This is a genomic window from Micromonospora sp. NPDC007230 (assembly GCF_042869115.1).
GTDB lineage: Bacteria > Actinomycetota > Actinomycetes > Mycobacteriales > Micromonosporaceae > Micromonospora.
The window spans coordinates 60,917-81,140 of the sequence record NZ_JBIAFE010000021.1; the positions used below are offsets into that span (position 1 = coordinate 60,917).

At 70.9% G+C, this 20,224-nt stretch carries 22 protein-coding genes; 12 read left to right on the forward strand and 10 right to left on the reverse strand.

All coding sequences use genetic code 11. From position 1 onward, the window contains the following. Window positions 1-17: 17 nt before the first annotated feature. A complete protein-coding gene (locus ACFYML_RS26130; RefSeq protein ID WP_387423146.1) occupies window positions 18-335 on the forward strand; it encodes a putative quinol monooxygenase in 318 nt (105 codons plus the stop codon). Between the two features lie 252 nt (window positions 336-587). Here ACFYML_RS26130 and ACFYML_RS26135 read toward each other — a convergent pair whose 3' ends face one another. Next, on the reverse strand, window positions 588-2,129 hold the full coding sequence (locus ACFYML_RS26135) for a gluconokinase (RefSeq protein ID WP_387423147.1): 1,542 nt from the start codon (window positions 2,127-2,129) through the stop codon (window positions 588-590). 242 nt (window positions 2,130-2,371) lie between these two features. Between ACFYML_RS26135 and ACFYML_RS26140 the strand changes: the two genes are divergently transcribed. Further along, entirely contained in the window at window positions 2,372-3,532 is a 1,161-nt protein-coding gene (locus ACFYML_RS26140; protein ID WP_387423149.1) for a hypothetical protein, read from the forward strand. A gap of 4 nt (window positions 3,533-3,536) precedes the next feature. Here ACFYML_RS26140 and ACFYML_RS26145 read toward each other — a convergent pair whose 3' ends face one another. Further along, window positions 3,537-3,965, reverse strand: coding sequence for a VOC family protein (locus ACFYML_RS26145; protein WP_387423150.1), 429 nt, complete (start codon window positions 3,963-3,965; stop codon window positions 3,537-3,539). 53 nt (window positions 3,966-4,018) lie between these two features. After that, on the reverse strand, window positions 4,019-4,603 hold the full coding sequence (locus ACFYML_RS26150) for a hypothetical protein (RefSeq protein WP_387423151.1): 585 nt from the start codon (window positions 4,601-4,603) through the stop codon (window positions 4,019-4,021). Window positions 4,604-4,733: 130 nt separating this feature from the next. Between ACFYML_RS26150 and ACFYML_RS26155 the strand changes: the two genes are divergently transcribed. Together ACFYML_RS26155 and rox are read left to right on the forward strand one after the other, a co-directional pair. Beyond that, a complete protein-coding gene (locus tag ACFYML_RS26155) occupies window positions 4,734-5,912 on the forward strand; it encodes a phosphotransferase (RefSeq protein ID WP_387423152.1) in 1,179 nt (392 codons plus the stop codon). A gap of 290 nt (window positions 5,913-6,202) precedes the next feature. Next, the gene (gene rox, locus ACFYML_RS26160) at window positions 6,203-7,630 is read left to right on the forward strand and encodes a rifampin monooxygenase (RefSeq protein WP_387423153.1); all 1,428 of its coding nucleotides are present in this window, start codon (window positions 6,203-6,205) and stop codon (window positions 7,628-7,630) included. A gap of 152 nt (window positions 7,631-7,782) precedes the next feature. On the opposite strand, the gene ACFYML_RS26165 is transcribed toward rox, so the two are convergent. After that, complete coding sequence (locus ACFYML_RS26165) at window positions 7,783-8,301, reverse strand: hypothetical protein (protein WP_387423154.1); 519 nt, start codon at window positions 8,299-8,301, stop codon at window positions 7,783-7,785. A gap of 121 nt (window positions 8,302-8,422) precedes the next feature. On the opposite strand from ACFYML_RS26165, the gene ACFYML_RS26170 reads away from it, so the two are divergent. The 6 genes from ACFYML_RS26170 (at window position 8,423) to ACFYML_RS26195 (ending at window position 13,028) form a co-directional block, all read left to right on the forward strand. After that, window positions 8,423-9,097 (forward strand): TetR/AcrR family transcriptional regulator C-terminal domain-containing protein, encoded by a 675-nt coding sequence (locus tag ACFYML_RS26170; protein ID WP_387423156.1) that lies wholly within the window; start codon window positions 8,423-8,425, stop codon window positions 9,095-9,097. A 394-nt stretch (window positions 9,098-9,491) separates the two neighbouring features. Further along, window positions 9,492-10,460 (forward strand): hypothetical protein, encoded by a 969-nt coding sequence (locus ACFYML_RS26175; RefSeq protein ID WP_387423157.1) that lies wholly within the window; start codon window positions 9,492-9,494, stop codon window positions 10,458-10,460. Window positions 10,461-10,670: 210 nt separating this feature from the next. Next, on the forward strand, window positions 10,671-11,270 hold the full coding sequence (locus ACFYML_RS26180) for a hypothetical protein (RefSeq protein ID WP_387423158.1): 600 nt from the start codon (window positions 10,671-10,673) through the stop codon (window positions 11,268-11,270). Between the two features lie 100 nt (window positions 11,271-11,370). Continuing rightward, window positions 11,371-11,733, forward strand: a complete 363-nt coding sequence (yidD, locus tag ACFYML_RS26185; RefSeq protein ID WP_387273702.1) for a membrane protein insertion efficiency factor YidD — start codon at window positions 11,371-11,373, stop codon at window positions 11,731-11,733. Window positions 11,734-11,865: 132 nt separating this feature from the next. Next, entirely contained in the window at window positions 11,866-12,360 is a 495-nt protein-coding gene (locus ACFYML_RS26190) for a SigE family RNA polymerase sigma factor (protein ID WP_387423159.1), read from the forward strand. Continuing rightward, window positions 12,357-13,028 (forward strand): hypothetical protein, encoded by a 672-nt coding sequence (locus ACFYML_RS26195; protein WP_387423161.1) that lies wholly within the window; start codon window positions 12,357-12,359, stop codon window positions 13,026-13,028. The genes ACFYML_RS26190 and ACFYML_RS26195 overlap by 4 nt, the downstream gene beginning before the upstream one ends. Window positions 13,029-13,091: 63 nt before the next feature. Here the strand turns inward: ACFYML_RS26195 and ACFYML_RS26200 are convergent, their stop codons facing one another. Continuing rightward, entirely contained in the window at window positions 13,092-13,457 is a 366-nt protein-coding gene (locus ACFYML_RS26200) for a VOC family protein (protein WP_387423162.1), read from the reverse strand. 132 nt (window positions 13,458-13,589) lie between these two features. Here ACFYML_RS26200 and ACFYML_RS26205 point away from each other — a divergent pair, with 132 nt between their 5' ends. Then, window positions 13,590-14,057 (forward strand): hypothetical protein, encoded by a 468-nt coding sequence (locus ACFYML_RS26205; RefSeq protein WP_387423163.1) that lies wholly within the window; start codon window positions 13,590-13,592, stop codon window positions 14,055-14,057. After that, entirely contained in the window at window positions 14,050-14,970 is a 921-nt protein-coding gene (locus ACFYML_RS26210; protein WP_387423164.1) for an alpha/beta fold hydrolase, read from the forward strand. The genes ACFYML_RS26205 and ACFYML_RS26210 overlap by 8 nt, the downstream gene beginning before the upstream one ends. A 130-nt stretch (window positions 14,971-15,100) precedes the next feature. Here ACFYML_RS26210 and ACFYML_RS26215 read toward each other — a convergent pair whose 3' ends face one another. The 5 genes from ACFYML_RS26215 to ACFYML_RS26235 form a co-directional block, all read right to left on the reverse strand. Continuing rightward, window positions 15,101-16,237 carry an ABC transporter permease gene (locus tag ACFYML_RS26215; RefSeq protein ID WP_387423165.1) on the reverse strand — a complete coding sequence of 379 codons (1,137 nt, stop codon included), beginning with the start codon at window positions 16,235-16,237 and terminating at the stop codon, window positions 15,101-15,103. Between the two features lie 95 nt (window positions 16,238-16,332). Next, window positions 16,333-17,034 (reverse strand): ABC transporter ATP-binding protein, encoded by a 702-nt coding sequence (locus ACFYML_RS26220; protein ID WP_387423166.1) that lies wholly within the window; start codon window positions 17,032-17,034, stop codon window positions 16,333-16,335. Next, window positions 17,031-18,470 carry a peptidoglycan-binding protein gene (locus tag ACFYML_RS26225; protein WP_387423167.1) on the reverse strand — a complete coding sequence of 480 codons (1,440 nt, stop codon included), beginning with the start codon at window positions 18,468-18,470 and terminating at the stop codon, window positions 17,031-17,033. Before ACFYML_RS26225 ends, ACFYML_RS26220 begins: the two co-directional genes overlap by 4 nt. After that, complete coding sequence (locus ACFYML_RS26230) at window positions 18,467-19,411, reverse strand: hypothetical protein (protein WP_387423169.1); 945 nt, start codon at window positions 19,409-19,411, stop codon at window positions 18,467-18,469. The genes ACFYML_RS26225 and ACFYML_RS26230 overlap by 4 nt, the downstream gene beginning before the upstream one ends. Window positions 19,412-19,495: 84 nt before the next feature. Further along, window positions 19,496-19,936 (reverse strand): hypothetical protein, encoded by a 441-nt coding sequence (locus ACFYML_RS26235; protein WP_387423170.1) that lies wholly within the window; start codon window positions 19,934-19,936, stop codon window positions 19,496-19,498. Window positions 19,937-20,224 lie beyond the last annotated feature (288 nt).

A 20,224-nucleotide genomic window follows, 5' to 3' on the forward strand; every position in this document is an offset into this window, starting at 1 on the left:
CCGGTCCGGGTGCCAGGATGGGCCGGACGGCTCACCCGCGGGAGGTCCTGTTGATCATCGTCGCCGGCACCCTCTACGTCGATCCCGCCGAGCGGGACGCCTACCTGGCCTCCTGCGTGGCGGCCGTCCAGGCGGCCCGCTCGGCGCCCGGCTGCATCGACTTCGCGGTCAGCGCCGACCTCGTCGAGCCGGGCCGGATCAACGTCTACGAGCGGTGGGAGTCCGACGAGCAGTTGCTCGCCTTCCGGGGGTCCGGCCCGGTCGAGGAGCAGGTGGCGGCGATCCGGGGCGCCGAGGTGCACAAGTTCCGCATCTCGGGGGTCGAGGCGCCCTGAGTCGGGCACTCACGGCACGGCGGGTCTGGCTGCTGATGGCATTGACAGTGGAGTGCGGCGCGGGAGGTGACTGGGTCGCCGACTACGTCTCGTCGGTGCGACGCGAACTTGCCTTTTTGCGACAGCTCGTGGCTCAAGGAGGCCACCCGTGACCCCCAGCGCCGCCAGGATCCGGCGTTCGTGAGTGGTGCCAGCGCGGCGAGCAGTGCGACCACGGCTTTCACGGCCTTCGGTAGTCGTCCGTGCCCCGGCTCAGCTTGGAAGTGCGGCGGGTGGTGGTTCCGGTGGCAGACTCGGGGCCAGGCGCCGCAGCGACGAGAAGGTCGGCACCAGCGCGTCGTACAGCTCGGAGAAGAGCGGCAGCAGGGTGGCGTAGGTGGCGGCGGCGGCCGGATCGGGGCGTACGGTTTCGTGGATTTCGACCAGGTCGGCGGCGACGTCGATCGATTCGATCAGGCCGAGTGCCTGCATGCCGAGCAGCGCGGCGCCGAAGCTGGATCCCTGGTGGCCGGCGGGGAAGCGCACCGGCATGCCGAGGGCGTCGGCGAGGATCTGCCGCCACAGTGGGCTGCGGGCGAAGCCGCCGCTGGCGCGGACCTCGCGTACCTCGTTGCCGGCGGCTCGGACCGAGGTGAGGACCAGGGCGAGTTGCTGGCAGACCCCTTCCAGCGCGGCTCGGACGAGGTGTTCGCGCCGGTGGCCGTGGGTGAGCCCGACGTAGGCGCCGCGGGGTACCGCGCTCCAGTGCGGTGCGCGTTCGCTGAGCAGGTACGGCAGCATGATCAGCCCGCCGGAGCCGACCGGTGCCTGGGTGGCCAGTTCCAGCAGTTTTTCCTCGGCGTGTTCGCCGAGTTCGGGGGCGAGTGCTTCGCCAGCCCACTGCAGGACGATGCCGCCGTTGTTGATGGCGCCGCCGACCACCCAGCGGTTCTCGGTGAGGGCGTAGCAGAAGACGCCGCCGAGGGGGTCGACGCCGGGGCGTTCGACCATCACGCGCATGGCGCCGCTGGTGCCGATGGAGCAGGCCACCTCGCCGGGGTGGACCGCGCCGAGGCCCAGGTTGGCCAGTGGTCCGTCGCCGGCGCCCACCACGATCGGGGTGTCGGCGGGCAGGCCGGTGGCGGCGGCCGCCTCGGCGGTCAGTCCGGGCAGCACGTGGGTGGTCGGTACGAGTTGGGGGAGCTGCTCCTCGGTGATGCCGGCGATGCCGAGCGCTTCGGCGTCCCAGGCCAGCTGGTGGATGTCCATCAGGCCGGTGGCGGAGGCGACCGAGTGGTCGGTGACCAGTGCCTCGGCCAGCCACCGCAGCACGAAGTCCTTGATGCCGACCCAGTGCGCGACCTGTTCGAACAGTTTTGGTTCCTGCTCGGCGAACCAGACCAGCTTCGGTAGCGGTGCCATCGGGTGGATCGGTGTGCCGGTGCGCCGGTGGATGGTCAGGCCGGACGGTAGGGCGCGCAGCCGTTCGGCCTGGCTGCTGGCCCGGGAGTCGGCCCAGGTGATCGACGGGGTGAGCGGGGTGCCGTCGGGGTCCAGGCCGATCAGGCTGTGCATCGCGCTGCTGAAGGACAGCCCGGCGACCGGTCCGGGCAGTTCGGCGACCACGGCCCGGATCGACTGCACCACCGCGTCGAAGATCACCTGTGGGTCCTGCTCGGCGTAGCCGGGGTGCGGCTCGTTGAGGGGGTAGCCGTGGGAGTGGGCGACGACTTGCCGTCCGCCGGTGTCGTAGGCGACCGCCTTGGTGCTGGTGGTGCCGATGTCCACGGCAACCACGACGGTCGGTTCGCCCACCCGGTCCACCTCCTCGCCGTCGCCTCACGGCCCGTTGCGGCTGACGTTACCGACGGTGCGATCCCCTCGTAGGGCGAAGCGGGGCAGCCGAGATCGTGGGGGGAGCCGACGGTCGAGCGTCGGCCTAACGTGCTGGTCAATCACCCGATCGGCTGGATTTGCAACTTGCGCGTGTCTTGATGCCCCTCTGCGGCAGTTGACAGGAGTGACACCCGGTGGGCTCGCGCGGCGGAGGAGTCGGCGTGGCGATGACTAATTCGACGGGTTCCACGTGGCGGTACCGGTGGGCGCATCGGCAGAACGAACGGCGGCTGCGGCTCTTTCACGCGGCCGACGAGGCGTGGCGACGGCGCGACGAGGAGCTGCGCCGGCTGCGTAGCCTCGCCGCGTCCTTCCACGGCTCCGCCGACGCGGGCAACGGTCTGCCCATGGAGCTGGCCCCCGGTGAGGTGGTCTTCTGGACGCTGCCGGCCGCGCAACTGGTCGAGGTACGGCACACCGCCGTGCTGCCGGCCCCCGAGCTGACCGTCGAGCCGGACCCGCCCGAGCTGCGCCGCCGCCGCCCCGAGGGGGTCCGGGCCGTCGACGCCGGGCTCGCCGTGCTGACCAACCGACGGCTGGTGCTGCTCGGCGGGCGCGGCCGGCGCGACTGGGCGTACGGGAGGATGACGGGGCTGTCCCACGACCCGGGCGCGCCGGTGACGCTGATCCAGGTCCTGGACCGGCGGCGCACCTCCGGCGTGATGCTGCCCACCGGCGCGGTGCCCGACTTCCGGTTCAAGCTGACCCTGGCCTTCGCCGACGCGATCGAGCAGCGGGCCGCCGTCGTCGCCCAACTCGACGAACTGATCGGAGAACATGCCGCGGCCCGGCCGGTCCGGGCTGCCATCGCCACGCCCGGCCAGGCCCGAATCGCCGCGCTGGTCGGCCCGCGCGTTGTCGCGGTCGGGGTGGCCGTCGCCCTGATCGTGCCGGCGATGGTGTTCAGGTCCAACCCGCCGGGACGTGCCGGCACGGAGATGGCCTCCGTGGCCACCTCGGCGGCTACTCCGACACCCACACCCATGCCCCCGGTGATCGCACCAGCGGTGCGGATCGCGCCCACCGCCGCGCCGGAACCCCGCCACACCCGCACCAAGCCCACGCCGACACCGTCGCGGGTGCCGAAGCCGGCCGAGCGGCGCTGCGGCGCCCCGGTCAACCCCTTCGGGTACGACTTCTGCGGCGGCTCCCGGATCCGCAAGCCAGCCCGCGGCGTCTGCGACTGGTTCGACTGTGTCCCCCGTTTCTGGTCCGGAACCGGCTGGCTGGTGCAGTGCCGCGACGGCACGGTCAGCCTGTCCGGCGGGCAGCGGAACGCGTGCGCCGGCCATCTGGGCTTCCGTCGGACTGTCTGGAGTTGACCGCTCAGCCGAAGTCGGGCACGGTCAGCGAGCCGTCCGGGCCGAGTGGGAACCCCGGGTTCCAGGCGATCTCCCACGGGTGACCGTCCGGGTCGGTGAAGTAGCCCGCGTACCCGCCGTAGAACGTCTCCCGGGCCGGGCGGGTGACCGTCGCCCCCGCCTCGGCTGCCTGGTGCAGGATCTCGTCGACCTCCGCGCGGCTGCGCACGTTCTGCGCCAGGCCCAGCCCGCCGAAGCCGTCCGCGCCCCGGTCGGTCAGCCCCGCGTCCTCGGCCAGCTTGTCGCGCCCCCAGAGCACCACCACCAGCCCGCCGGCCTGGAAGAAGACGGTCTCCTGCACCTCCTGGCCGCGCCAGCCGAGCCGTTCGTAGAACGTGCGGGCCCGGGCCAGGTCGGCCACGCCGAGGGTGATGATGTTGACGCGTTGCTCCATTTCCGGACCGTACCGCCGCTGCCGTGCTCGGGCCACGACGGCACCCGCCCGGTCTACGCCTGACCACTCCGCCCGGACCAGACGGCGGGCTTCCCGAGCGGCAACAGCCCACCGAAGACCAGCGCGGCACCGACCGGCAGCAGGTCCAGGTTCACCGCGATCGCGACGAAGCCTGCCAGCACCAGCACCGGTCCCGAGGCCGGCAGCAGCCGCAGCACGGCGGCCCGGACCAGCAGCACCAGCAGGCCCAGCTCGAACAGCGCCGGCCCGCCGAGCAGCACCACCTCCGGTGTGGCCACCGCGTCGGCGAAGCGCGGGAACAGGTCGCCGAGGATCACCCACACGAAGCCGGCTGCACCGATCAGGCCGGCCAGCGCGGCCACGTCGTCCACCGTCCGCAGCCGGGACGAGGCGGTACGCAGTCGCCCGTGCAGCCCGACGATCACCGCCCCGAATGCGACGATGCCCAGCAGGAACAGGGTGTGCCCGGTCATCCACTGCCATGCTGACTTGTCGCGGTGCCCGTCCAGGCCGTCGATCAGGCGCAGGATGCCGTAGCTGAGCAGCAGCAGCGGCGCGGTCACCGCCACCGGCCGCAACCAGTGGTACGAGGAGACCCGGGAATTGGTCGTCGTCATTGCCCCAGCCTGTCAGCGGCTTGGGCCGGGGACATCGGGGTCGGACCCGTATCCGCCCCGGAACCGGCCCCGGGTCGGTCTCCGGGTTAACCGGTCGCGTCCGCGCCTGGCCGGGCATTACCGTCCGCACGTGTCCCGCACAGTGACCCTCGTGCTCGTCGACCAGGCCGGCCGGCCACTCGGCGCCCTCCCCGCGTACGACGTGCCGGAGCCGTGGTGGCAGCAGGTCGGCGCGATCGTCGACGGGGCCCGCCGCCGCTACGGCATCGACGTGGCCGTGCTGCGGCTGCTCGCCGCCGACCGCCCCGAACCGCCCGGCGGCCACCTCACCTACCTCGGCCAGGTCACCACGCCCCCGGCGGTGCCGCTCGACCCGGTGGCGGTGGATCTGTCGCCGCACCCGTTGCGCGCCCCCTGGGCCGAATCCGGCGGCCCGGCCCGCAGCCTCGCCTGGGCCACCGCCGAACTGCACCGCCTCGGCCGGCCGGTGACCGCGGTCGAACAGCACCGCACCTGGAACCTGTCCGCGATCTGGCGGCTCGACGGCGACCAAGGCAGCGCCTGGCTCAAGCAGGTGCCCGCCTTCTTCCGGCACGAGGCCGGCGTGCTGCGCTGGCTCGCCGCCGCCGCGCCCGGCACCGCACCCGCCCTGCTCGCCGCCGACGACACCGGCCGCATCCTGCTCGACCACGCGCCCGGCGAGGACCGCTACGCCGCCGACGACACCGAACGCGCCACGATCGCCGCCGACCACCACACCGTCCAACTGCGCGCCGCCGGCGACGTTGACGGGCTGCTCGCCGCCGGCGTACCCGATCTGCGGGGGCCGGTGCTGGCCGCCTGGATCCGCGACGGGCTCGCCCCGCACGACCTGTCCGTCGCCGCCGACCTGCTCGCCGCCCTCGACGACCGGCTCGATGAGGTACGCCGCTGCGGGCTGCCCGACACGCTCGTCCACGGCGACCTGCATCCCGGCAACGTGCGCGGCGACGGCGTGCGGCGGGTGATGATCGACTGGGGCGACTCGTTCGTCGGGCACCCCGCCTTCGACATCCTGCGCCTCACCGAGACCCTCGACCCGGCCGCCGCCGCGCCGATGCTCGACGCCTGGGCCGCCCGCTGGCGGGCCGACGTGCCGGGCAGCGACCCGCACCGGGCCGTCGACCTGCTCCGCCCGGTCGCCCCGCTGCGGATGGCCGCCGTGTACGCGATGTTCCTCGCCAGCATCGAACCGAGCGAACACCCCTACCACGCGGGTGACGTGCCGGCCTGCCTGAAACGGGCCGCCGCCGAGGCCACCCGGGGCTGACGTCCACCGCGGACAAAAAAGGGCAAGGAGCAACTCCCTGCCACTCTCAACATATATCGCACTGGGGGTCTTGCGGCAAGACCCGCGTCGTGCCGCAGAATCTCCCGTCGAAGCCAGAACCTGTGGAAATCAGGGATTCGCGAACTACGCGCGTTTTGTCGACCTATCGGTCTCGCGGGTCGTCGAACCGCCGGTGGGCTCGTGGGGTGGTTGCGGCATCCGACGCGGAGGTGCGGGTGTGTGCCCCGCCGGACTGCGCGCAGCAACTGGCCGAAACATTGGGGGATTTCATGTTTGACGTGATCGTTGCCGGCGGCGGACCGACCGGCTTGATGCTGGCCAGCGAGCTGCGGCTGCACGGCGTGCACGTGCTCGTGCTGGAGAAGGACGCAGAGCCGACCAGGGTGGTCCGTGCGCTCGGCCTGCACGTGCGCAGCATCGAGGTGATGGACCAGCGCGGTCTGCTGGAGCGGTTCCTCCCGCACGGCCAGCAGTTCACGGTCGGCGGCTTCTTCGCCGGCATCGGCAAATCCTGGCCCGACCGGCTGGACACCGCACATTCGTACGTCCTCGGCATCCCGCAGACCATCACCGACCGCCTGCTCGCCGAGCGCGCCACCGAACTCGGCGCCGAGATCCGGCGCGGCTGCGAACTGGTCGGGCTCAGCCAGGACGAACACGGGGTGACCGCCGAGCTGGCCGACGGCACGCAGCTGCGCTCGCGCTACCTCGTCGGCTCCGACGGCGGCCGCAGCAGGGTACGCAAGCTGCTCGGCGTCGGCTTCCCGGGCGAACCCGCCAGGGTCGAGACGCTGCTGGGTGAGATGGAGGTGGCCGTGCCGCCGGAGACCCTCGCCGAGGTGGTGGCCGAGGTCCGCAAGACCCAGGTGCGGTTCGGTGCCGTACCGCTCGGAGACGGGGTCTACCGCGTCGTCGTGCCCGCCGAGAGGGTGGCCGAGGACCGCACGGTCCCGCCGACCCTTGAGGAGGTCAAGCAGCAGCTACGGGTGTTCGCCGGCACCGACTTCGGCGTGCACTCACCGCGCTGGCTGTCCCGCTTCGGCGACGCCACTCGCCTGGCCGAGCGCTACCGGACCGGCCGGGTGCTGCTCGCCGGCGACGCCGCGCACATCCATCCGCCGACCGGGGGGCAGGGCCTCAACCTCGGCATCCAGGATGCGTTCAACCTCGGCTGGAAACTGGCCGCCGAGGTCAACGGCTGGGCCCCGGCGGGGCTGCTGGACAGTTACCACACCGAACGGCGCCCGGTGGCCGCCGACGTGCTGGACAACACCCGCGCGCAGATGGAGCTGATGTCCCTCGAGCCGGGTGCCCGGGCAGTGCGCCGGCTGCTGGCGGAACTGGTGGAGTTCGATGAGGTGAACCGGTACCTGATCGAGAAGATCACCGCGATCGGGGTCCGTTACGACTTCGGTGACGGGCATGACCTGCTCGGCCGCCGGATGCGGGACGTGGAGCTGAAACGGGGGCGCCTCTACGCGCGGATGCACGGTGGCCGCGGGTTGCTGCTCGACCAGACCGGCCGGCTCTCGGTGGCGGGCTGGGCAGATCGAATCGATCACGTCGTCGACGTCAGCGAGGAACTGGACGTGCCCGCCGTGCTGCTGCGGCCGGACGGGCACGTGGCGTGGGTCGGTGATGACCAGCAGGATTTGCTCGGCCAGCTGCCCAGGTGGTTCGGCGCCGCGGTCAGCTGAGCGCGCAGTTGTGACTCGGACGGGTCGGACCTGCCTTCGGCCGAGTTCGGCGCGGCCGGTGCGTATCCCACCGGCCGCGTCACCGGCCGGACCCGGCTCCGCCCTGTTCTGTGCATCCGTTGGCTCGCCGCTGCAGGATCAGGGGCGGGTTGTCAGACGAGGGAGACGGCGATCAGGGCGACGGCGGAGCCGGCGAAGACCACCGTGTTGCGAAGGTAGGTCTGGGCGCGCACCCAGCGAGGGAAGGCGCCCTCGGCGGCCTGGAGGAAGGGCGCGACGTCGACGCGGGTCAGCTCCGGGTCGCCCTTGCGGCGGAAGGCGGCCTCCACGGACTTCACCGCGGTGAGGTTGCTGTAAACGATGGCCACGTTCATCAGCACGACCAGCGAGGAGAAGATCCAGGTCAGCAGTTGGGCCAGGCCGGCGCCGGCGAAGTTCAGGGCTGCGATGGCGGTCATCACCACGGCGACGGTGGCCGGGGCTGCGGTCTCGTGGCCGCCCGCGTCGAACCGGAGCTTGTTCTCCTCCAACACCTCCGGGCGGACGTGCTGGCGGCGAAGCTCGGTCACCGCGGCGGCCTTCGCGGCAGGGCCGAAGCGATGGCGGACCACCGGGATGCTGACGAAGGCGGCCGCGACGAGCAGCTGCATGACGGCGGCGAGCGTGTTCATGAGTATCTCCTTCGAATTGCACTTAGTTCAATTGGCTGGCGGAATGGACGCTAGACGGCGACTTGAACAATGTGCAAGGCCTTTCTTGAACTTTGTGCAAGCAACTGCGTACCGTGAGGGCATGCCCCGCGACACGCTCACCCGAGATCAGATCGTCCGCACCGCGGTCGAGCTCCTGGATGCCGAAGGCCTCGAAGGCCTGAACATGCGCGCCCTGGGCAAACGACTCGACTCCGCCGCCACGGCCGTGTACTGGCACGTCAAGAACAAGGACAACCTCGTCCTTCTCGCCACCGACCAGGTGTGGGGTGAGCTCAAGTTGCCCGACCTGGATGCGGTCGACTGGCGCACCGCGGCCACCGGCATGGCCATCGACCTGTACGAGATGTTCACCCGGCACCCCTGGCTAGTGCAGGCCTTCGCTGCGCACGTCCTCTACGGCGAGGGCAAGGCCCGCCACGACGACCACAGCCTCGCCGTCTACGAAGCCGCCGGCTTCGCCGGCGCGCAGGCCGACCAGGCCGCCTCCGCCGTCTTCACCTACGTGCTCGGCAACGCGGCCGGCGCCGCCGCGACCGCCTCACTCACCCGGAAACTCGCCTGGGACGACACCACCGCCGAAGAACAGTTCCAAGACGCCATGGCCAAGGCCCAGGAGATCGCCATGCGCTACCCGCACCTGCGCGCCCGCCTGGAAACGCCAGCGGCGGCCAACTATGCCGCGTCTCCCGACAAGTCCTTCGAGTTCGGCCTCCAGGCCCTCCTCGACGGCCTGGAGCAGCAAATCGCCGGATGACTCGGCCAGCCGAGCAGGGCCGGCCGGGTGCGGCGCTGAACAGGACCGTACCTCTGCTCCCGGGGGGTCGGCGCAGGGCGGAGATGCCAGAACGCCGAGGCGTGAGCGGAGGGGCGGGGTCCGCGAATCAGGGCCTCGGCCGGCGGCCGCGGGCCGAGGGGCGAAGTAGGGGCGCCCCAGGCTGCCATCGCGCACCATGCCGGCAGAGGCGCAGGCCCAACTCAAGTTGCACAAAGCCGCAGCCCGGGCCGGCCGGAAGAAGGTGGAAGGAGTGGCGGCCAAAGTTGGCGTGGACGACATCGGGGCCAGATCCTGTGTTATAAGTATTATCTGAGGAGGTCGGAAAATGCTTATATCGTCGGCGGTGTGGAGGGCCCTGGTTGATGCCGGAGTCGTGATCGTACCGCTCGACGCCGATCACGTCGAGCTGCGGAGTGGCCCCCAGCGCGGGATCCTGAGAGTGGTGTCCTCGCCAGCTGTGCTCAATCCCAGCGACATCGCCCACCTGAAGAGCCGACATCGGGACCAGGTCCTGCTCGTCGTGCCTTCAGCCGCGTCCGGTGTCCGATCCGCGATCGAGGCGGCCGGCTGGTCCTGGTTGGTCGACAACAGGCGGCAGGTCACAGGTCTCCTTCAGGTGGCAGGACAGCAGGTGTCCATCGAGACGAGGGACGTCGATACCCCGCCCCCACGGACCCGGCCGGGTCGCGTCCCCTGGGGCACGTTCACCCTGGTACGGCGGTTGGCCGAGCGACCCTGGGCCGGGCAGCAGCAGTTGGCGGCGGTCACCGGCGTGTCCCAGCCTCGCGTCTCACAGGCGCTCGCCGCATTGACCGAACAAGGTCTCGCGCACCGGACGCCGGCCGGCTGGGACGTCGCCGACATCGATGCGGTCTTCGACCGGTGGCTGAACTCGTACCCGGGACCAGGCGGCCTGAGAACCCTCTGGTACGGCCTGGAACCGCCGGTGCAGCAGGCAGAGGCCGCCATCAACCTGCTGACGAGCGGCGACTGCGGACGGATCGCGATCTCCGGTGATGTCGCAGCCGACCGCGTCGCCCCATGGCGAGCCCCGCGCCGAGTAGTCGTCTACGCCCAATCCGGCGTGGACCTGACCAGTGCTGGCCTCACACCCGCCGACGAAGAAGACGCGACGGTGGAACTCATCGTGCCCAAGGATCCCGGAGTCTGGCCGCGCCCGACGGCTGACGAGGCATCGGGGAGCGTGCCACTGGCGGATCCGTTGCAGATCCTGTGGGACGTGGCTCGCGCCCCAGGTCCCGACACCGATGAGGCCGTTCGGCACCTGCGACGGACGCTGCGGGACCGCCGCCAGCGAGCAAGTGGGAGTTGGGCAGCGTGACTCGACCCGTATCACCTGGTGCAACTCCCTCCGACGTGCTGACGCTGACCTCCACCAGCCGGGCGGCCGATGCCGGCTTCCGGACACTCGCCGACCTTTCTGCGATCGCCGCAGCACTGGAGTTGGATCACCGGATCGTCGGCGGGCACATGGTCACCCTCCTCACCGCAGTGCACGGCGTCGCCGGGCAGGTACCGATGCGGGAGACCCTTGACGCCGACTTCGCCGCACTGCCCGCTGTCGTCGCATCCTCGGCTCCCTCGGGCCCTGGCCGAGCGCGGCTATCGACGCGGGGAGGCGGCCAACCGGTTCGTCCGCCGTTACCAGGACAACCACGGGCCGCTGGACCTTGTCATTGACATCCTTGCCCCGTCGTTCGAGAGCAAACTGGTGCCGAACCAACGCCACGGTGATCTCATCGTGGATGAGGTGCCGGGACTGATCCTCGCGCTCCACCGCCCGGCCAGCTTGCTTCAGCTGGAAGTTCGCCTGACGAGTGCCGACAAGCTGGCGCTACAGGTCGCTCTGCCTGACGTGGCCTCGGCGCTCTGCCTGAAGGCGCTCGCGTACCGGGGCCGCTTCGCCGCCAAGGACGCGGTCGACCTCTGGCGCCTTCTCCACGCCGCCTACGGCATGGGGCTGACGGCGGAAACCTGGCCGACCAGCGCCACAGGCCGGGCAGCCGCCCAGATACTGCACCGCTTCTTCGGGGCACCCGGCGCGACCGGCCTTGCTCAGGTGTCCGTGATGCGGGCCGACCGGACACGCATGCAGGCGCTGGTGAATCACGTCGTCGCCCGGCCCGAATGAGTCTGGCTGCAATAAGGCTCGCAAGCGCGTCGTTGTCGCCTCCGACGCCGGGTGACGCTGACGTGAGGGCGCGGTGGCGCGGGTGTCGCATCATGGCGTCGTGATCAAGCCGAACAAGTGGTACGACAAGAAGAAGGACCACGTCTGCGACGCCTGCGCCTGCGACGGCCCGGGCTGCTGCGACTTCGGGCTGTTCTCGTTCCTGCTGACCCTCGGATCGGTGGCCGCCACCGCCACCCGTACGCCCGCCGTGGACCGGGCCGGCAGGGCCGCCATCGTCGGCTACCGTCGCTGGCTGTCGCATCGCTGGCCCGGCCAGTGCCGTTACACGCCGACGTGCAGTGCGTACGGGCTCGCGGCGGTGGAGAAGTACGGTCTCGCGGTCGGTGGGCGGATGGCCGCCGACCGGGTACGTCGCTGCAAGCCGCACGTGCCGCGCGGCACCCACGACCCGTTGCGCTGACCGTTCGCCGGTAGTACCTGGCGGAACGGTCACTTCCTTGCCCCGCCGCCGACCTACCCCGTGGTCGCCTTGCAGCGGCGGGAGTATCTCGATGCGTCTTTCCGGGTGGGGACCGCTGACGGGAGGCCGGGATTGACCTTCGAGGAGTTCGTCGGGGAGCAGGGTGACGCGCTGCTGCGGCTGTCGTACGTGCTCACCGGCGACCGGCACCTCGCCGAGGACCTCACCCAGACGGCGCTCGCCGACGCGTACCGGCACTGGCGCAAGGTTGCTGTCGCGACCAACCCCGAGGCCTACGTACGCCGAATGCTGGTCAACGCGCACCTGTCGTGGCGGCGGCGCCGCTGGACGACAGAGCGGCCGGTCGAGGTCGGCGAAACCGACGCTGGCACGCTGGCCGACCCGGGGGAGGGCATCGCCTCCCGCGACGCCATGCGCGTCCTGCTCACCGGGCTGGCGCCCCGGGCCCGGACGGTGCTGGTGCTGCGGTACTACGCCGACCTCGACGACCGGGCGATCGCCGAGGCGATGGGCGTCAGCGAAAGCTCCGTGCGCGCGACGGCGTCTCGCGCCCTGGCCGCACTGCGCATCGCAGGAACCCCGCACGCCGTGGAGGAGAGCAGATGACCACCACCGAGCAGCAGCTACGTGACCTGTTCGCGGCCGACGCCGCCCGTGCTCCCCGGGCCAGTGGCCTGGCCGACGGTGCCCTGCGGAAGGTGCGGCACCGTCGCCGGGTCCGGACCGCCTGGGTGAGCGGTGTCGCGGTCTCCGCCGTCTCGCTCGTCGTCGCCGGCGGCATGGCCGTCCCGCGTTCCGACTCCCCGAGCATCGGCGCACCCAGCGTCGTACCGACGTTCGGGAGGGCGGGCGAGCCTGTGCCAGGCGAGGAGGCGGCGATATCGTGCGTCGTCGAATATTCCCTGCCCGAGGTGGCCAAGCGGGCGTTCTCGTTCGATGGCACGGTGATCGCCATCGGGCCGGCCCGCGAGCGGCCCGGCAGTGTCCCGTTCGGGGTCGGGGTCACTCTGCGCGTCCACCAATGGTTCCGGGGCGGGACCAGCGACACGGTGACGGTGAACATGCCTGCACCGCAGTTTGCGGCGACCGACGATGGCTTGCACAACAATTTCGGTTCCCCCACCTACGGAGTCGGGACCCGACTGCTCGTATCCGGGGAGCCCCGGTGGGGCGGCGAGCCGCTGGACTACCCGATCGCCTGGTGGGGATGCGGGGGCTTTACCCGCTACTACAGCCCTCAGGTGGCGGCGGCCTGGGAGCGGGCCACCCGTTGACCCCGCGTCCACCCGCAGCACCGGCCGGCCTGGTCGGCGTCCCGCCCGCAGCCCCTGCGCCGCCTACTCCGGTCGGTGGCAGACCGCCTCGACGTTGTTGCCGTCCGGGTCCCGGACGAACGCCCCGAAGTAGGTCGGGTGGTATTCCGGCCAGAGGCGGGGCGGGTGCAGGACTTCCGCGCCGGCCGCGACCGCGGCGTCGTGGAACGCCTGCACGGCGGCCCGGTCGGGGGCGGTGAAGGCGATGTGCGCTTCCAGCGGCGCGGCCCCGGCCGGTGCGGGCGCCAGCCAGAAGTCGGGGAAGTCGACGCCGTAGCCGATCGGGCCGGGCTCCAGGATCCGGCGACCGCCCAGCGTAGCCAGCACCCTGTCGTAGAAGGCGGCGCTGGCCGGCAGGTCGCGCACCAGGACGGAGAAGTGGTCGAGCATCTTGTCTCCCTGCGATCCGTGATGACCGCGCCAAGCTTATGGGGCGAATGCGACATTCCGCTCCATTCGCCACCGCTTGACACCAGTCGTCAAGTACTTGACGATGGGCGTCAAGCAACGAGGGGAGGCGGCATGCCACCGGGTGAAGAGGAACTGGTCGAGCAGCTCGTCAGGCTGATCGACATCCGGCTGCTCGACCCGCTCGAGATCCTGGTCGACGGCCATGACGCGGTCGACCCGCTGCGCGCCGTTGTCCGGGAGCGCGCACGATCGTGGGCCGCCACGATGGTCAGCGGCGACGACCGGGCGGCCTACGGGGTGATCATCCGAGCCATCGCCACGCTCTATCCCGGCGACGGTCCGTTCAACCCGCCCCTCGACTGGTGGCGAAGCCCGCTTGGCCAGATCGTCGCGCGGCGGGTGGGCCACCCCACCGCCGAGTCGGTGTCGTACGCGGTGGCCGGCGCCATGCTCGGCATCACCCGCCAGGGCGTCCACGACCTGGCCAGCCGCGGCAAGCTCGCCCGTCACCCGGCCGGCGGCGTGCTGTCCGCCGCCGTCCGCGACCGACTGCTGCAGGAGGGAGCCCGACGTGCCTGACACCTTCATCGACTCCGGGGCCGTGCCGATCGCCTTCCGCGACTTCGGCGGCTCCGGGCGCCCGCTGCTGCTCCTGCACGGTGCTGGCGGCAACCTCGCCCAGATGACCACGCTGGCCGAGCAGCTACGCCCCGCGCACCGGGTGGTCACCGTCGACCTGCGTGGACACGGACGGTCCGGGGAGGGTCCGTGGCGCTGGGACGACGTGCTGGCCGACTTGGCCGCGGTCGCCGACGGCCTCGGCCTCGGCCTCGACCGTCCCGCGGTGGTCGGTGTCTCCCTCGGCGGGATGCTGGCCGCGCTGTGGGCCCAGCGCCACCCGGAGTGCCCCGGCGCCGTCAGCCTGGACGGCAACCCGACGCTCGGCCGCCCGGAGCAGCTCGCCGGGATGGACCCGGAGCAGGCGGCGACGGAACTCGCCAAGCTGCGGGCCACCTTCGACGGGATGGCCGCGATGCTGGCCGAGCCGCTCACCGCCGAACAGTTGGCCGCCGCGCTGGCCGGGCAGCGGGCGATGGCCGAGCGGTATGGCGCCGCGCCGGACGACTGGGTGGCGGCCTTCGAGCGCAACCTCGTGCCGTGCGACGACGGCCGTAGCCGGCTGCGCCCGGGCCCGGAGCTGACCGGGCAGCTACGGGAAGCGATGGAGTCCCTCGACCTGCTCCCCACCTACCGGGACGTCCGCTGCCCCACGCTGCTCGTCCTCGCCACCGAGGACCTGCCCGAGCAGCAGGCGTTCCACGAGGTGTACGCCGCTTACCGGCGGGCCACCGCCGAGCGGCTCGCCGCGCTGGACAATCCGTCGCTGCGGGTGCTGCACCTGGCCGGCGCGAGCCACGCGATGGTCGCCGAACGCCCGCAGGAACTGGCCGCCCTCATCACCGACTTCCTTGCTACGGCTACATGCGACTGAGCGAACAGGAAACCTAGGCGCAAGGCCGTTCGCATCGGCGGCCTGTCCGCCCACAGCGGCCGGCCTGTCGGCTGGCGGCGTGACGGTTTGCCGCTCCGGTCGGAAGCCGACTGCCTCAACCCGGCCGTGGTCAGTGGCGCAGCGCGGCGACCGGCTCGATGCGGCTGGCCCTGACTGCTGGGTAGAGCCCGGAGACCAGCCCCGTCAGGCCCCCCACGACAGGCGCTGCGACCACCGTCCACGGTTCGAGAACCGGCGTCCATTGCTGGCTGATCGCCACCCCGACCACGACCGCGACGCCGATCCCGGCGGCCATCAGCCCACCGATGATGCCGAGGGAGGTGCTCTCCGCAAGGAACTGCGCGGCGACGTGCCGACGCTGCGCGCCGAGAGCCCGCCGTAGGCCGATCTCCGGCATCCGTTCCAGAACCGCGACCAAGGTGGTGTTGGCGATCCCGACCGCACCGACCAGCAGACTGATCGCCGCTAGGACGAGGAACAGCGCAGACAGTTCGGTGTCGACGCGATCACGCAGTTCCCGCGGGTCGGGTGGTGCGGTGGCCTTCAGGCTGGAGGGCACGTCGGGCCGCAGCGCGATCGGCGCCTGCTCGGCGACCACGGCCGCGGCGCCGAGCCGGGTGTCAATGATCATTCGTGGTGGCTGGCCCGGGTCCGCCGGCCCGGACCAGTAGCGCTCGGCGGTGCCGCGGGGCACCCAGACCGCCGCGAGGAGTTCGGGGTGGCGGTCGACCCGGTCGACTATGCCGATGACGACCATCGGCATGCCGTTGACCATGACGATCGGCCGGATGTCGAGGCGGGTGATCCCGAGTTGGCGGGCGACGACGGCGCCCAGCACCGCGACCCGCTCGCTCCGTCCGTCCAGCACCGGGTCGAACAGGCGTCCCCGGTCCAGGTGTGCGCGTACCGCATCTGGGAGGCCGGGCGAGGTCGCCACCACCGGGATCGTGTCGTCCGGCTGGGTCCCGGGCAGCGGCAGACCGGTCACACCGCCTACCCGGCTGGCCGGGATCGTCCAGTAGGTGCCGGCGTGCCTGACCCCGTTGATGGCCTTCACCCGGGCGTCGGCGTCGGCAGGAAACGCGGTCCGTTCGGCGTTCGGATCAGCGACGGTCAGATCCTCGACGGTCACTTCGGTGGCGACGATTTCGGTGAACTGCCTGCTGATCTGGCCGGTCGCGCTGGACGTGATACCGAGCACCGCCACGAACGCGCCGATCCCGAGCACGATGCCCACCAAGGTCATTGCAGTGCGGCTCGGTCGCTGCAGTATCCCCGCGAGGGATTCACTGGCCAGATCGACGGCGCGCAGCCGACTCGCGTCCGGGTCCCGCCGCAGTCTCACCCGATGCCCTCTGCCGTCAACTCGGTCAGCACACCGTCGGTGATCAAGATGCGCCGCTGCCCGCGTTCCGCGACACCACGGTCATGCGTGATCATGACGACGGCCAGTCCCGATTCGTGCAGTTCGGCGATGAGTCGCAGGATTCTCTCCGCAGTGGTCGTGTCCAGATTGCCGGTAGGCTCGTCACAGAGCAGCAGGGCCGGCCGCGCGACCAGTGCGCGCGCGATCGCCACACGTTGCCGTTCACCCCCGGACAGTTGCGGCGGGGTGGCTCCGGCGCGGTGGGCCAGTCCGACTCGGGCGAGTGCCTCCCGTGCCTCCTGCCGCCTCCGGTGGGCCGGCTGGCCGCGGTAGAGCAGCCCGATCGCGACGTTCTCCTCCGCGGTGCGGTGCGGTAACAGGTGAAACGCCTGGAAGACGAGACCAATGCGCCGGGCCCGAAGGGAGGTACGCAGACTCTCACGCATGGTGCCGACGTCGACGCCCTCGAACAGGTAGGCGCCAGCGGTGGGGCGGTCGATCAGGCCAAGGATGTTCAGCAGAGTCGACTTGCCGGATCCGGACCGGCCCACCACAGTGAGGTACTCGCCATGCCGGACCACGAGGTCGGTGCCTCGCAACGCCGGTACCGGCGGCGGGCCGGGGTAGGTCAGGGTCACCTGCCGGAGTTCGACGAGTGGCGCGCCGACGTGAGTCATGCCGATCCGACAGTCACGAGGTCGCCGGGCCGGAGACGCCCCGACTGCACCGTGATCGCCACGAAGCCCTGCGCGCTCATGCCCGGCTCCACCCTGATCTGGACCTCCTCGCCGTCGCCGCTGCGTCTGGTCACATAGGTCGCGCCGTCCGCACCGGCGTATATCGCTGAAACCGGCACCACCAGCTCGCTGCCGCCGCTCGACGCGGTCTCGATCGTCAGCCGCACGTTCTGCCCGCTCACCCTGGCGTCGAGCGGAGCGGACGGTGTGATGACGACGGGCACGCCGGACGGCTGTGGGGCGGCCCCCTGACCTTCCGTCGGTGGCGGGACGGCCTGCTCACCGATCGAGGTGACCGCACCCTTCGCCGTCAGGTCGCCGTCGCCGGCGATCTCCACTTTCTGCCCTGGTTTGCAGGAGACGCGCTGGGCCTCGGTCAGTGTGGCCTTGACGACGAGAGATCCTGCCGAGAAGGTCACCAGCGGCGTGGTCACCTCAGCGCCCACCACCGCCTTCAGCGCGTCGATCCGAGCCGGGAAGGAAGGCAGGAACACGTACTCACCCTGCGGCAGCATTGGGCCGGTGATCCGCGTGATCTCGTCACGTTGCCGCTGGGCCGCGGTCAGGTCCTCCCGGGCTCGGGTGAGCGCCTTGGCCGCCTCACTCTTCTGCTGCGCCGTGGCGTGCGCGTCCTGGGCCAGGGCGGCCACCGCGTCGCGTGCGTCGGCCACCGCGCGCTCGCCGGCCACGACCTGCCGGCGCGCGTCGTCGACCTGCTTCTGGTCGGTGTCACTGACGGGAAGGGGCGCGTATCCCTTGCTGTCGTAGAACCTGCTCAGCGCACGCTTGGTGCCCTCGCCGAAATACCCCGCACGATCTCCCGACCGGAAACCCAGCCGTTTCAGGGCCGCCTGCAGTTGGGCCACGTCCTTGCCGTTGGCGCCCGGCTTCAGGTCTCGGTAGGCCGGAGTTGTGCCGGGTAGCACGATGAGCGGTCGCGCACCCACCTCCAGCACCACCGTTCCCGCCGATATCCGGTCGCCCTGCCGGGCCTTGACCGCGGTGACGACGGCCTTGCCGTCACCACGGGTGCCTGGCGTGACGGAGAAGGACTGCAGCGGCCCCACCTCGCCCCGCAGGACCACCGTGTCCCGTAGCACCCGTTGCTCGACGGCGGCGGTCAGCACGGTGCGTGGTGGCGGTTGGGCCTCGGCCGCGACCTGCTGCGGAGACTTGATCAGCAGCGGCGAGACGGCACCGGCGACCGCAAGCAGCACGGCCCCGGCAACCACGGCGAGAAGTCGGCGGCGTCGGCGAACGAGTGGCGCGGCGACCACCTCGGGCGGGCGGTCATCGGGGACAGCCGCCACGCCCGGGAGGTCCACGGCCGCAGCGGGCGGCGCGTCCGCCGTTCCTCGCCAGATGGGTGCGGTCATCCTTCCGCGATAATCTTGTTGGCCCGCTGCGAAACCGTGTCGAGCGCCTTCGTGTAGGCCCTCAACTGCTCCGCGTTCCGCTCCACGAGCACCTTCTGGTACGCGATGTCAGCGGCCAGCCACGTGCCGAGCAGCCCCGTCGACTTCTTGCACCCGATGTCGGCGAGCGCGCTGCGCTTCTCCTCGTCGCTCACCACCGCGCGCGTCTTGTCCGACCCTCGCCGGCTCGACCAGTAGTTGAACGGGTCCTGCGGGTTCTTGTAGTCCCATCCCGCGGACTTCACGCAGGCCTGCCAGGCGGACAGCAGGGGAGTGACCCGGCTGTCCTGGGTCGCCCTCGTGATCGCTTCCTGATCCAGCTTGACCTGGAGATGTCCGTCCACATCGAGCGAGTCCTTCGGCCCGAACACCGCCTCGAACTCCACGTTGGTGCATCCGCCGGATGGCACCGGCTTGCCTTGGTAGTTGTCGATCTGACCGAAGTAGACGTTGGTCGCGTCCGCCCCCACGAATCGGACCGGCCCCGGGTTCCCGTCGTTCACCTCCGCGGGCAGGTAGCCGAACTCCGCTGCCCGTCCCTCGTCCCAGAGGCCGTATCGGGCAGCAATGTCCCGCGGCACGGCCCCCTCCGGCTTCCAGCCGGGCTCCGGCGCAAAGCCGAACTCCCGCATACACCTGTCGCCGACCAGCATCCGGGCTCGGCTGACGAGCCGGGCCCTCCCGTCCTCCTGCACGTACGCCGCAATGGGGGCCGCGACCTTCCGTGGATCGGCGGCGGCGACGATGGCGGGATCAAGAGGCGGCTCACCGCCGGCCAACGGCGCCAGCGACGGGGAATTTTCACCGGTCATCTTGGCCGCTGAACTGTCTCCGCGGCTGTCGCAGGCAGGGGTCAACAATAAAGCGATGAGCGCCGCGGTGACCCGGATACTTCTGCGCACGTTCTTTCTCCCGACGACATGAGTGATCGAACTGCAGCCGAGTCCGTAACGGCCCGTGGGCCGTTACGGACTCGGCAGTCATTATCACCGGCAGGCGTTCCAAATGTCATTGAAGAGGTTGTTCATGTTCTTGGAGCCGTTGTTGGTGCTGATCGGATTGAAGGTGTTCTTCTTCTCTCCCTGCGAAATCGCCACCAGTGCGGTGGTGCGCGCCGAGAGGTAGGTGTCGGAGAGGTACACGTACGGCCGCCCCTGGCCGAGGCACTTGGCGTCGGCGTACTGCGCGTTGTAGCTCGACTCGCTGTTGTCGACCAGCGAGGACATCCGAACCCACCCGCTCGTGTACTGCGTCTGGGAACCACGGGTGCCGCCCTGGGAGGTCAGGGAGTACCAGCAGAAGGCGCCAACGTAGCAGGTGTCCGCGGCCTGGGCGGTGCCTGGCTGAACCACCAGGGTGGCGGTGGTGGCCAGGAGGGTCGCCGTGGCGACCTGCGCTAGTCTCTTCTTCAGGCCCGTCGCACTCATGCAAGATCCTTCCGTCGGGTCGAGGCGGCCGCGGCACTTGCCCTGCCGCGGCCGCCGCCAAGGTTGAACGCATCCTAATTCAAGGATCGCGTCTCCGCTGTCCCCTTTGGATTCCACCCGCCCGGTCGCGAAGTGCGTCACGGTTAAGGCGAGAAGAGAGCGTGTCCACATGGGACGGCGGTGACTGGTAAGGGCGTTTTGACGGCCACGGTCCGCATTAGCGCTCGACGATCATCAACATCAGCGAGCTGACCTCCCGGCGATATCAGCACTGGGGCAACCGGGCCG

Bases quoted from the DNA above. Each gene is read 5' to 3' on its own strand.
- ACFYML_RS26130 (WP_387423146.1), top strand. From the start codon at position 18: ATGGGCCGGACGGCTCACCCGCGGGAGGTCCTGTTGATCATCGTCGCC.
- ACFYML_RS26145 (WP_387423150.1), bottom strand. From the start codon at position 3,965: ATGGAGCAACGCGTCAACATCATCACCCTCGGCGTGGCCGACCTGGCC.
- ACFYML_RS26150 (WP_387423151.1), bottom strand. From the start codon at position 4,603: ATGACGACGACCAATTCCCGGGTCTCCTCGTACCACTGGTTGCGGCCG.
- rox (WP_387423153.1), top strand. From the start codon at position 6,203: ATGTTTGACGTGATCGTTGCCGGCGGCGGACCGACCGGCTTGATGCTG.
- ACFYML_RS26165 (WP_387423154.1), bottom strand. From the start codon at position 8,301: ATGAACACGCTCGCCGCCGTCATGCAGCTGCTCGTCGCGGCCGCCTTC.
- ACFYML_RS26170 (WP_387423156.1), top strand. From the start codon at position 8,423: ATGCCCCGCGACACGCTCACCCGAGATCAGATCGTCCGCACCGCGGTC.
- ACFYML_RS26195 (WP_387423161.1), top strand. From the start codon at position 12,357: ATGACCACCACCGAGCAGCAGCTACGTGACCTGTTCGCGGCCGACGCC.
- ACFYML_RS26200 (WP_387423162.1), bottom strand. From the start codon at position 13,457: ATGCTCGACCACTTCTCCGTCCTGGTGCGCGACCTGCCGGCCAGCGCC.
- ACFYML_RS26205 (WP_387423163.1), top strand. From the start codon at position 13,590: ATGCCACCGGGTGAAGAGGAACTGGTCGAGCAGCTCGTCAGGCTGATC.
- ACFYML_RS26215 (WP_387423165.1), bottom strand. From the start codon at position 16,237: ATGACCTTGGTGGGCATCGTGCTCGGGATCGGCGCGTTCGTGGCGGTG.
- ACFYML_RS26220 (WP_387423166.1), bottom strand. From the start codon at position 17,034: ATGACTCACGTCGGCGCGCCACTCGTCGAACTCCGGCAGGTGACCCTG.
- ACFYML_RS26225 (WP_387423167.1), bottom strand. From the start codon at position 18,470: ATGACCGCACCCATCTGGCGAGGAACGGCGGACGCGCCGCCCGCTGCG.
- ACFYML_RS26235 (WP_387423170.1), bottom strand. From the start codon at position 19,936: ATGAGTGCGACGGGCCTGAAGAAGAGACTAGCGCAGGTCGCCACGGCG.